Genomic DNA, 12,408 nt, shown 5'->3' with positions numbered 1-12,408 from the left:
CCAATGCTCCTATGCCGGCCCCGGCACTTCCGCACCGTTGACGGCGACCCCGGCGACCCCTACCCATATCGGGCGTCGAAAAACAGTGCGTCATAAACCCGCGATGGCCGGCCAAGGCCACGCACGAGCGAGAGAAATCAGGGGAGAGGACCATGACGGCACGGGTTACGGCCGGGCATCTTCAGGTGGCGCAGGAACTGTTCGGCTTTGTCGAGAACGAGGTCCTGCCCGGCACCGGATTGTCGGTGGAGGCCTTCTGGCAGGGCGTGGATGTGCTGGCGCACGAGCTGACGCCGCTGAACCGCGACCTGCTGGCCAAGCGCGACGCCCTGCAGCAGCAGATCGACGACTGGCACCGCGGCCAGAAAGGACGGCCCTTCGACGGCGCCGCCTACCGCGCCTTCCTGTCGGCCATCGGCTACATCCAGCCCGAGGGGCCGGACTTCAGCGTCAGCACCGCCAATGTGGATGCGGAGATCGCCACCATCGCCGGCCCGCAGCTGGTGGTGCCGGTGATGAACGCCCGCTATGCCCTGAACGCGGCCAACGCCCGCTGGGGCAGCCTGTACGACGCCCTCTACGGCACCGACGCCCTGCCGGAGGATGACGGGGCGGAGCGCGGCCGGGGCTATAACCCCATCCGCGGCGCCAAGGTCATCGCCTTCGGCCGCACCTTCCTGGATCAGTCCTTCCCCCTGGCCGAGGGCTCGCACCGCGACGCCACCGGCTACGCCATCGTGGACGGCGCGCTGGCGGTGACGCTGGAGGGCGGGGCCAAGACAGGCCTGGCCGACCCCAGCCGCCTGGGCGGCTGGCAGGGCGACGCCGCCGCCCCCACGGTCATCCTGCTGTGCCGCCACGGCCTGCATGCCGAGATCCACATCGACGCCGATCACCGCATCGGGCGCGAGGACAAGGCCCACGTGGCCGACATCGTGCTGGAATCCGCCATCACCGCCATCATGGATTGCGAGGATTCGGTGGCCGCCGTGGATGCCGCCGACAAGGTGCTGGCCTACCGCAACTGGCTGGGCCTGATGAACGGCACCCTGACCGCCCAGTTCGAGAAGGGCGGCCAGACGGTGGACCGCCACCTGAACCCGGATCGCGTCTACACCGCCCCGGGGGGCAAGACCCTGACCCTGCCGGGCCGCAGCCTGATGCTGGTGCGCAACGTCGGCCACCTGATGACCTCGGACGCCGTGCTGCTGGCCGACGGCAGCAACATCCCCGAGGGCATCCTGGATGCCGTCATGACCAGCACCATCGCCCTGCACGACCTGCGGCGCGAGGGCGTAGGCGACACCCCGGCCGTGCGCAACAGCCGCGCCGGCAGCGTCTATATCGTGAAGCCCAAGATGCACGGGGTCGAGGAGGTGGCGTTCGCCAACCGCCTGTTCGGCGCGGTGGAACAGCTGCTGGGCCTGCCCGCCAACACCCTGAAGATGGGCATCATGGATGAGGAGCGGCGCACCACCGTCAACCTCAAGGAATGCATCCGCGCCGCCCAGCACCGGGTGGTGTTCATCAACACCGGCTTCCTGGACCGCACCGGCGACGAGATCCACACCTCGATGGAAGCCGGCCCCATGGTGCGCAAGAACGACATCAAGGGCACGGCCTGGATCAAGGCCTATGAGGACTGGAACGTCGACACGGGCCTCGCCTGCGGCCTGAAGGGCCGGGCGCAGATCGGCAAGGGCATGTGGGCCATGCCCGACCGGATGGCGGACATGCTGGCCACCAAGATCGCCCACCCCCAGGCCGGCGCCAACACCGCCTGGGTGCCCTCCCCCACCGCCGCCACCCTGCACGCCCTGCACTACCACACCGTGGACGTGGCCGCCCGCCAGGCCGTGCTGGCCGGCCACCGCCGCGCCAAGCTGGAGGACATCCTCACCCCCCCGCTGGCCCAGGGCACGAATTGGTCGGAGGAGGAAATCCAGCAGGAACTGGACAACAACGCCCAGGGCATCCTGGGCTATGTCGTCCGTTGGGTGGACCAGGGTGTGGGCTGTTCCAAGGTGCCGGACATCAACAACATCGGCCTGATGGAAGACCGCGCCACCCTGCGCATCAGCAGCCAGCACATCGCCAACTGGCTGCACCACGGCATCTGCACCAAGGAGCAGGTGCGGGCGACCCTGGAGCGCATGGCCGCCGTGGTCGACAAGCAGAACGCCGGCGACCCCGCCTACACCCCCATGGCCCCCAACGTCAGCCACAGCATCGCCTTCCAGGCCGCCTGCGACCTGGTGTTCGACGGGGTGCGCCAGCCGAATGGCTACACCGAACCGGTGCTCCACCGCCGCCGGGCGGAGGCCAAGGCGCGGCAGGCGGGGGCGTAGGCGCGAGGGTTGGGTTTAGGGTGAGGGTTGAGAAGGGGCGGGACCGACGGGTTCCGCCCCCTTTTCCGTTCAACAAATTAGAGACAGGCGTGTGCGGCTTATATTCTTAGAAAATAAGTATCAATACTCGGCGTCTTCAGAAGAACGATGTGATCGGAAATGAAATTTCCAAAAACATTTGTCACATGGCGGCCCGATAAATCTGAAATGCGGCCATAAACTTTAGACTTCGACTGAAATAGGCCCACGACTATGACCTTGGACTTCGAAGCACTTGAGGAAAACGGCTTCTGCCTCACTAGCAGCATATATGAAAATGATGTGATCGGTCTTGTTCAGCAACTTGGCTCAATCAGAGTGGATGCGCGGAGCCCAGAGCCGATTCGCGCTATTCGGCCACAAACTGCTCAGACGGCCAAGTCCAACACACTGTCGAGCAGGTATGGCACTGGCTGCTTCCCATTTCACACCGACACAGCGCACTGGGAACAGCCAGCACGCTACCTGCTACTATTCTGCGTCTCACCAGGCAGGGGTATGCGACCGACATTTTTACAGGACTCCCGTTTATGGCAATTAGACGATGCCGAAGAGAACCTTGCTTGCCGAGCGCTATGGGCTGTAGGCCACCGCCGACCGCGACTGGCTACCATCGCTACGCGTTCAAGCGGCCGATTGACCATTAGATACGATATGGATTGTATGCGCCCAATGACCGCCGAAGCTTATCAGTTGAAGGAGTTACTAGAAGGCCGGATCGGCATCCAGCCAAGCATAAGGATTGACTGGAAAGCTGGAAGTCTTCTTACAATAGACAATTACCGGATGGTGCACGCGCGCGGAGATGCGGTGCAACCTGATCCCGATCGCTTGCTTAAGCGCATCCTTGTGGGGGGAGACTAAGATGCAGTCTTGGGAATCAGAGGGTCTTTGGAAAAAGGCCAAGTTATTTATGGATCAAGCTGGAGAGCATGATCAAGCATCATCAGCGTTTGCTTTCTTTGCATCACTTTCTATTGAATGCTTAGGACGAAGTGCGCTTACCAAGATTCACCCGGTACTTAATGCAGATCCTCGGGACGATTCTAACATCCTCTACGCTTGCGGATATTCACTCGCCAAACCGCGCTCACTACCTGCACATTCTGTTTTTATACGACTCGAAAAGATCATAAAATCATTCCAGAGCCAGCACCGTGAACTTTGTGAATTTTTAGCGCTTCAGCGGAATGCACACGTACACACAGCCGATCTTCCATATGAAGGTCTCTCTACTGACAAGTGGCTTGCGAGATTCTACGACACAATCCGCATCTTGCATGATCATTTAGAGAAGCCTCTGGAGCATTTCCTAGGGCCAGACGGAGCCAGCATGGCTGCCGAGATGATCAAAACACTGAATGCAAGTGTTCTTAAGACGGTTAGAGAAAAAATAAACGCCCATAGCAAGGTATTTTCCAGCAAATCCCCTTCAGAAAAAGAGTCTGTTTTAAGAACATCTGAATTATCATTGGCGTTTCCGGCGAGCAATCAAGAAGTATGCACTTGCGTTTCTTGCGGTGGAAAGGCATCTCTAATCGGTAAAAAATACAAAGAGCTCCAAGAGCAATATGTTGACGGCGATCTATACATGATCGTTGAATATATTTCAGTTTCATATTTATGCAAATCTTGTGGTCTGTCCCTCTCAAGCATTGAGGAGATTGCCCACGCCGGACTTAAGACTCATTTTACAAAAACAGAATCGACCAATCTACACGACTTATACGAACATGATTATCAAGTCGAGTACGACAATATGTGAAGCCGCCTGTCATGACCGGTATTTTCTTTCCACACTCATTGGCGGCCAAATAAAATCGGATCCCGCGAAGCTCTTTTCACCATTATCTCCCCCAAACCTTGTCCCCCAGACAATCCCGCCCTTGCCCCGGCCGCCCGCCGCTCGTATCGAACCAGGAGCCCCTGTCCACGGAGAGCCCCCATGGCCGAGATCGACACCAGCCCCATGACCGTCAGCCCCGTCACCCTGACGGGGGCCGTGGTGCGGCTGGAGCCGTTGAGCCAGGACCATCTGCCGGGGCTGATCGACGTGGGACTGGACCCGGTGCTGTGGCGCTGGGTGCCGACGCAGGTGACGACGCCGGATGAGATGCGGGCCTATGTCCGCACGGCGCTGGAGGAGCGGGACCGGCATGTCAGCCTGCCCTTCGCCATCGTGCACCAGGCCTCGGCCCAAGTCATCGGCAGCACGCGCTATGGCAACATCGACCGCGCCAACCGGCGGGTGGAGATCGGGTGGACGTGGGTGGCGCGGTCGCACCAGCGCACCGGCGCCAACACCGATGCCAAGCGCCTGCTGCTGACCCACGCCTTCGAGGTGTTGGGCGCCCACCGCGTGGAGTTGAAGACCGATGCGCTGAACCAGCAGTCCCGCGCCGCCATCGCCCGCATCGGCGCCACGCAGGAAGGCATCTTCCGGTCCCACGTCGTGGTGCCGGCCCGCGTGGGGCCGGAGGGTGAGGCCATCCCCGCCCGCCTGCGCGACAGCGTCTATTTCTCCATCATCGCCGCCGAGTGGCCGGCGGTGAAGGAGCGGCTGGCCGCCCTGGCGCGGCCGGACTGAGCGGTACCGACCGTCCTATCGCAGCCGCGAACGCCCCGCCCCTGCAACCGATGCCATACTTGCGCGACCCACCCGTCCACCTTAAGGCTGTGACGGCGCTCATTGCGTGAGCAGGCGCAGCATGACAGATATGCGGTGCCTATCCTGGTAATCACCACCCGCCGGCCATTTACGCGATTGACCGGAGCGTTATTCCCCGTGCTAACTGTCGTTAGTGTGCTATTAATATTTTGCACATCCATTGAACAGTACAATTCGGCGGCCGGCATCACCCCGGTGAACGAGCCCAGCCAAGGGCCACCGCCGGGGAACGATGGGGGAGTGGCTGAGGATGAAGGGACCACGCGTGTACGCGGCCGCAGGTCGGCTGTTACGGGGCCAAGCGGTATGGGGCCGGGCGCTTTCCGGTATCCTGCTGATGGGCGGCGCGCTGCTGGGCGGCGGCGCCGTGGCGCAGGAGCAGGATGCGGGCGGCATTCCCGACATCATCGTCACCGCCCAGCGGCGCGCGCAGTCGGTGCAGGACGTGGGCCTGTCCGTCTCCGTCCTGTCGGCGGGGGATCTGGCCACGCACCATGTCACCTCGGTCAACGATCTGCAGAACATGACCCCAGGACTGGAGGTCACCAACGCCTTCGGCGGCGGGCAGCCACAGTTCCGCATCCGGGGCGTGGGCTTCAACGACTATGCCTCCAACAACACGCCCACCGTGGGCGTGTATGTCGATGAGGTCGCCTACCCCCTGCCCATCATGACCCAGGGCCTGGTCTATGACGTGGACCGGGTGGAGGTGCTGCGCGGGCCGCAGGGCGTGCTGTACGGCCGCAACACCACCGGCGGCGCCATCAACATCCTGACCGCCAACCCCACGGACAGCGCCAGCGCCGGCATCACCGCCGACTATGGCAGCTATGACGCGGCCAAGGTCGAGGCCTATGTCTCCGGCCCCGTCAGCGACACGGTGAAGGTGCGCCTGTCGGCCATGACGCAGCAGGGCGGCGCCTGGCAGACCAACCGCCTGACCGGCCAGGATCTGGGCAACGCCAACCGCACCGCCGTGCGCGCCAAGATCGATTGGGCGGCCACGCCGGACACGGACGTGAGGCTGAACCTGCATTACGGCCGCGACCTGTCGGACGGCACCGGCGGCTATCTCTTCAACCCCGCCGTCCAGCCGGGCGTGGGCACCCTGCCCGCCGACACCGACCCGTCCAAGACGGGGTGGGGCCTGTCGCCCGCCTTCGCCAAGGTCATCGGCGCCGACCCCAATGCCAAGCCCTTCCGCAACAACACCAGCGGCGGCGCCGACCTGACGGTGCTGCACCGCTTCGAGGATGTGACGCTGACCAGCATCACGGCGTGGGAGGCGTTGAACCGCAAGGAGTTCAACGACTGGGACGCCACCGCCTACCGCGACGCGGATGAGTATTTCAACAGCCGCGCCCAGGACGTGTCGCAGGAGGTGCGCCTGGCCTCCAGCGGGGCGGGCCGGCTGCAATGGGTGGGCGGCCTCTATTACTCGCACGAGACGTTGCGTGAGGCCTTCCTGTCCGACTTCACCGACATCTACGGCTTCATCGCCAACACCCGCTATGCCCAGACGGCGGAATCCATCAGCGGCTTCGGCCAGGCCGACTACGCCGTCACCGACCGGCTGAAGCTGGTCCTGGGCCTGCGGGAGGAGCATGAGGACCGCACGCTGCGCACCTTCAGCACCATCACCATCCCCGACACCGGCATCGGCGTTTCGGCGGACAAGGTGCCAACCGGCTTCACCCAGACCACGGGCAAGGCGGGGGTGGAGGTCAAGGTGACGGACGAGGCGCTGCTGTATGCCAACGTCAGCCGGGGGGTGAAGTCCGGCGGCTTCACCGCCTACAACACCCTGGCGCTGGGCGGCCTGGCCCCCTTCCGGCCAGAGGTGCTGTGGGCCTATGAGGCGGGGGTGAAGTCCGACCTGGCCAACCACACCCTGCGCCTGAACGCCTCGGCCTATTACTACGACTACCATAACCAGCAGGTGCAGTCGGTCATCATCGACCCGACCTTCGCCGCCATCGGCAAGATCGTGAATGCCCCCCGGTCGGAGATTTACGGCGCGGAGCTGCAGGCTGACTGGGCGCCCCGCCCCGGCCTGCTGATCACCCAGGCGCTGGGCCTGTCGCATGGCGAGTTCAAGGAATTCAACGCCGTGGACACGGCGGCCTCGCTGGCCACCTGCTATCCCTGCCGCCCCGTCTACACCAACCAGGCGGGGGAGGATCTGGGCTTCCCCCGCATCACCTATAACGGCGGCGTCAGCTATGACTGGGCCCTGCCCGGCCACACGCTGAAGACGGAGGCCGACTACAGCTATCGCAGCAGCGAGCGCTCGCTGCTGGGCAGCCGCTACAACGTCGCCGGCTATTGGCTGGTCAACGCCGCCGTCACCCTGGCGCCGGACCAGGGGCCGTGGACCGCCACGGTCTACGGCCAGAACATCCTGGACAGGCGCTACGACCTGCTGCGCAACTTCTTCACCAACGCCGACATCGCCATCCCCGGCCGGCCGGCAACCTGGGGCATCCGCCTGGGGTACCAGTACTAAACGCCCGCAACAGCCTGGCCGAGAGCGTCATGGACGAAGACTTCCTGGGCAACCCCATCACCACGGACGGCGCGCACAGCGCCGGGCTGATCGACGATTTCGTCGGCGGCCTGCTGGCCTATGAGACGCGGGCCGTGAACCTGCTGGCGGTGGCGGATGAGGCGGCGGACCTGCCCCTGGTGCAGACCTACGCCGGCATGCTGTGGATGTTCCTGGAATCCACCGACGGGCCCGGCCGCGCCGCCCCCTATGTGGCGCGCGCGCTGACGGCCGCCCGCCACGGCACGCGGCGGGAGCAGCTCAACGCCGCAATGCTGGAGGCCTGGTGGCGGGACGACATCCCCGCCGCCCTGGCCCTGGGCGACCGGATCGCCGAGGAATTCCCCCGCGATCTGGCGGCGGTGAAGGTTCATCAGTACCTGAACTTCAACCGGGGCCAGTCGCCCGACATGGTGCGCATCGCGCTGAAGGTGCTGCCCCGGGCCGGCGACGTCGCCTATCTGCACGGCATGCTGGCCTTCGGCTATGAGCAGTGCCACCTGCTGGATGAGGCGGAGGCGGCGGCCCGCCGCGCCATCACCCTGAAGCGCAAGGAGCCCTGGGCCCACCACGCCCTGGCCCATGTCATGCTGACGCGGGGCGAGATCGACCAGGGGGCCGCCTTCCTGCGCGGCGTGCATGACAGCTGGACCGACCTCAATTCCTTCATGTCCACGCACCTGTGGTGGCACTACGCCCTGTTCCTGCTGAGCCAGGGGCGGGCGGCGGAGGCGCTGGCCACCTACGACGCCCGGGTCTGGGGCGTGGACAAGGGCTATTCCCAGGACCAGGCCGGGGCGGTGCAACTGCTGAGCCGCCTGGAGCTGGCCGGCGTGGAGGTGGGCGACCGCTGGGCCGACCTGGCCGGCCACCTGGCCGCCCGCGCTACCGACACGGCCCAACCCTTCCTGGCGCTGCTGTACCTCATGGGCCTGGCCCGCGCCGGCCGGGCGGAGGCCGGCACCCTGCTGGACGCCATCCAGGCGCAGGCGGGCAAGGCGCCGGAGCACAGCCGGGAAACCTGGGCGGATGTGGCCGTGCCGGCGGCCGAGGGGCTGGTGGCCTATCACCGGGGCGACTGGCGCACGGCGGTGCGCCGCCTGGGGCCGGTTTTGCCCCGCCTGGTGGAAATCGGCGGCAGCCACGCCCAGCGCGACCTGTTCGAGCAGGTGGTGCTGGACGCCTATCTCAAGGACCGGCGCTGGGCCCCGGCGCAACAGATGCTGGAGCTGCGCCGGGCCCATGACCCCGGCGGCGTGCCCCTGAACCGCGCCCTGGCCCAGGTATATGACGCGCTGGGCCTGCCCAGCCTGGCGCGCCAGGCGGCGGCGCGGGCCCAGGCCACGGCGGAGGCGCACCGCCATGACACCAGCCTCTTGGTGAACTGACTCAATGGCCTGGACGACCTTCCTCACGCGCCTGGTTAAATCAGCGGTGATGCTGGCGGCGCTGGCCGCGGCGCCCGCCGCCTGGGCGCGCGACACCATCACCCTGGGCCTGCAGCTGGAGCCGCCGGGCCTGGACCCGACGGCGGAGGCCTCGGCCGCCATCCCCGCCGTGGTCTTCCCCACGGTGTTCGAGGGGCTGGTGCACCTGGGCGTGGGCGGCACGGTGCAGCCCCTGCTAGCCACCGACTGGACGGTGGCGCCGGACGGCCTGACCTACACCTTCCACCTGCGGCCGGGGGTGCGCTTCCAGGACGGAACTGGTTTCGATGCCGAAACGGTCAAGTTCTCGCTTGAGCGCGCCATCGCCCCGGGCAGCACCAACCCGCAGAAGGTGGCGCTGTCGCACATCGACCATGTCAACGTCCTCGACCCGTTGACGGCGGCCATCCACCTGAAGGCGCCCTACGGCAGCCTGTTGCAGGTGCTGGGCTGGCCGGCGGCCGTCATGGTGTCCCCCGCCAGCGCCGCCGGCAACGTCACCCATCCGGTGGGCACCGGCCCCTACACCGTGGCGGATTGGCAGCGGGGCAACGCCGTCACCCTGGCGCGCAACCCGGCCTATTGGGGCCCGGCGCCGCACCTGGCCAGCGTCACCTATCGCTTCATCGCCGACCCGGCGGCGGCCACGGCGGCGCTGAAGGCCGGCGACATCCAGGGCTTCCCAGCCTTCCCCGCGCCTGAGGCCATCGCCGCGCTGAAGGCCGATCCCCGCTACACCGTCGACGTCGCCCCGTCGGAGGGGGAGACGCTGCTGGCGCTGAACAACCGGCGCCCGCCCTTCGACAACGTGCTGGTGCGCCGCGCCCTGTCGCACGCCGTCGACCGCCAGGCCATCATCCAGGGCGCCATGTTCGGCTATGGCGACCCCATCGGCAGCCATTACCCGCCGCAGAACGCCGGCTATGTCGATCTGACGGGCCTGTACCCCCACGACGTGGCCAAGGCCAAGGCCCTGCTGGCGCAGGCAGGCTATCCGCACGGCTTCACCGCCACGCTGCGCGTGCTGCCCCTGCCCTATGCCAAGCGCGCCGCCGAGATCATCGCCGCCCAGCTGGCAGAGGCCGGGGTGACAGTAGTGTTGCAGGACGTGGAATGGGCCACCTGGATTTCCCAGGTCTACGGCGGCCACGACTACGACATGACCATCGTCGCCCATGTCGAGCCCATGGATTACGACATCTACGGCCGCGACGATTACTATTTCGGCTACCGCAACCCGGCCTACAAGGCGCTGCTGGCCAGGCTGGACGCCACGGTGGACCAGGCCCAGCGCCTGGCCGTGCTGGGCGACATCCAGCGCACCCTGGCCGACGACGCCGTCAACGTCTTCCTATTCGAATACCCCTATTTCGGCGTGTGGGATGCCGGATTGCGCGACATCTGGCTGCCCACCCCGGTGCAGCTGGTGGACCTGGCCACGGCGCGCTTTGACGAGGCGGGCGCGGATGCCGCCGCCGCTGGCGGGCTGTCCAGTGCCGGGGCGCTGGCGTGGCTGCTGAGCCTGGCCGTGCTGGGCGCCGTGGCCCTGGCGGCCGCCAAGGCCGGCCCGCGCTATGTCGCCGGGCGCCTGGCCGTGCTGCTGCTGACCCTGTTGGCCGCCAGCCTGGCCATCTTCCTGGTGCTGCAGGTCATCCCCGGCGACCCCGCCCGGGTGATGATGGGCCTGAGCGCCGACCCGGCCGCCCTGGCCGTCCTGCGCCATCAGATGGGCCTGGATGTGCCAGCCCCCCAGCGCTACCTGGCCTGGCTGGCCGGCCTGGCGCGGGGCGATTTCGGCCTCAGCTACACCTACCGCGTCGACGTCGGCCGCCTGATGGCGGAGCGGCTGGCCGTGACCCTGCCCCTGACCCTGTACGCCGTGCTGCTGTCCACCCTGCTGGCCGTGGCCCTGGGCACCCTGGCGGCGCTGGGCGCCATGCGCGGGCGCCAGGGCAACGTGGTGGATGCCCTGCTGAACGGTGTGGCGCAGCTGTTGATCGCCGTGCCCAACTTCTGGGCCGGCACGGTGCTGGCCCTGGTCTTCGCCGCCGGCCTGCACTGGTTCGCCGCCGGCGGCTTCCCCGGCTGGGGCGGCGGCCTCTTGCCGGCGCTGAAAGCCCTGACCCTGCCAGCCATCGCCCTGGCCGCCCCCCAGGCCGGCATCCTGGCGCGGGTGCTGCGCGGTGAGCTGGTGGAGCAGATGGGCCAGGATTACGTCCGCACCGCGCGGGCCAAGGGCCTGAGCCTGTCCCAGGCCCTGCTGCGCCACGCCCTGCCCAACGCCTTCGTGCCGGCGCTGACCATCCTGGGCATGCAGTTCTCCTTCCTGCTGGCGGGTGGCATCATCATCGAGAACGTGTTCTTCCTGCCCGGACTGGGCCGGCTGGTGTTCCAGGCCGTGGCCCAGCGCGACCTGATCGTGGTGCAGGGTGTGACCGTCGGCCTGGTGTTCGCCGTGGTGGTCGTCACCTTCCTGGTCGATCTGGCCAACGCCGCGGTGGATCCGCGCCTGACACGGGGGCGCCGCCCATGACCGTCATGATCACGCTGGAGGCGGCATCGGCCGCGCCCGGCCGGGCCAAGGCCCTGGCCGCCGGCCTGTTCCTGACCGGCCTGGTGGTGGCCGCCGCCCTGCTGTCGTTGGTGTGGACGCCCTATGACCCCACCGCCATCAATGTCGCCGGACGGCTGGCCGCACCCTCCGCCACCCATTGGTTCGGCACCGACGCCTATGGCCGCGACGTCTTCTCCCACGTGCTGGCGGGCGCGCGCAGTGCCCTGGGCGTGGCCCTGGCCGCGGTGGGCGTGGGCGCGGGAGTCGGCGTGCCCCTGGGCCTGCTGGCGGCGGGCCGGCGCGGCTGGGTGGAGGAGATGGCGATGCGCGGCAGCGACGTGGTGTTCGCCTTTCCTGCCCTGATCACCGCCGTGCTGATCGCCGCCTTGTGCGGCCCGGGTGCCGTGGACGCCATCGCCGCCATCGGCCTGTTCAACATCCCCGTCTTCGCCAAGGTGACGCGGGCGGCGGCCCTGGGCGTCTGGGCGCGGGATTACACCCTGGCCGCCCGGCTGGCCGGCAAGAGCGGCGGCCGCATCTCGCTGGAGCACGTGCTGCCCAACATCGCCGGCCTGCTGCTGGTCCAGGCCACCATCCAGCTGTCGCTGGGCATCATCGCCGATGCCGGCCTGTCCTTCGTCGGCCTGGGCACCCAGGCGCCGCACCCCAGCTGGGGCCGCATGCTGGCGGACAGCCAGACCCTGGCGGGCCAGGCGCCCTGGCTGGTGCTGTTCCCCGGCCTGGCCGTGGTGGCCGCCGTGCTGGGCTTCAACCTGTTGGGTGAGGGCCTGCGCGGCCGCCTGGCCCCGAAGCGGAAGGCGTGAGCG

8 protein-coding genes are annotated in these 12,408 nt (G+C 66.9%); all 8 read left to right on the top strand.

The features are described from left to right. The first annotated feature begins 152 nt into the window (after positions 1 to 152). Positions 153 to 2,348, top strand: a complete 2,196-nt coding sequence (locus tag Y958_RS23165; RefSeq protein ID WP_088874331.1) for a malate synthase G — start codon at positions 153 to 155, stop codon at positions 2,346 to 2,348. 711 nt (positions 2,349 to 3,059) lie between these two features. Next, positions 3,060 to 3,251, top strand: coding sequence for a TauD/TfdA family dioxygenase (locus Y958_RS32070; RefSeq protein ID WP_186291574.1), 192 nt, complete (start codon positions 3,060 to 3,062; stop codon positions 3,249 to 3,251). A 1-nt stretch (position 3,252) separates the two neighbouring features. Beyond that, positions 3,253 to 4,152 carry a hypothetical protein gene (locus Y958_RS31545; protein WP_145727533.1) on the top strand — a complete coding sequence of 300 codons (900 nt, stop codon included), beginning with the start codon at positions 3,253 to 3,255 and terminating at the stop codon, positions 4,150 to 4,152. A gap of 180 nt (positions 4,153 to 4,332) precedes the next feature. After that, complete coding sequence (locus Y958_RS23155) at positions 4,333 to 4,974, top strand: GNAT family N-acetyltransferase (RefSeq protein ID WP_244909660.1); 642 nt, start codon at positions 4,333 to 4,335, stop codon at positions 4,972 to 4,974. A 331-nt stretch (positions 4,975 to 5,305) separates the two neighbouring features. Continuing rightward, the gene (locus Y958_RS23150) at positions 5,306 to 7,561 is read left to right on the top strand and encodes a TonB-dependent receptor (protein WP_244909659.1); all 2,256 of its coding nucleotides are present in this window, start codon (positions 5,306 to 5,308) and stop codon (positions 7,559 to 7,561) included. Positions 7,562 to 7,590: 29 nt separating this feature from the next. Then, complete coding sequence (locus Y958_RS23145; RefSeq protein WP_088874328.1) at positions 7,591 to 8,988, top strand: tetratricopeptide repeat protein; 1,398 nt, start codon at positions 7,591 to 7,593, stop codon at positions 8,986 to 8,988. Positions 8,989 to 8,992: 4 nt separating this feature from the next. Beyond that, positions 8,993 to 11,560 (top strand): ABC transporter substrate-binding protein, encoded by a 2,568-nt coding sequence (locus Y958_RS32560; RefSeq protein ID WP_088874327.1) that lies wholly within the window; start codon positions 8,993 to 8,995, stop codon positions 11,558 to 11,560. Next, on the top strand, positions 11,557 to 12,405 hold the full coding sequence (locus tag Y958_RS23135) for an ABC transporter permease (RefSeq protein ID WP_244909658.1): 849 nt from the start codon (positions 11,557 to 11,559) through the stop codon (positions 12,403 to 12,405). The genes Y958_RS32560 and Y958_RS23135 overlap by 4 nt, the downstream gene beginning before the upstream one ends. Positions 12,406 to 12,408: the final 3 nt, after the last annotated feature.

It is taken from the genome of Nitrospirillum viridazoti CBAmc (assembly GCF_000730165.1).
In the GTDB taxonomy this organism is placed as follows: Bacteria; Pseudomonadota; Alphaproteobacteria; order Azospirillales; family Azospirillaceae; genus Nitrospirillum; species Nitrospirillum viridazoti.
Note: the sequence above shows the minus strand (reverse complement) of the source record. Positions and strands in the feature narration are given on the sequence as shown.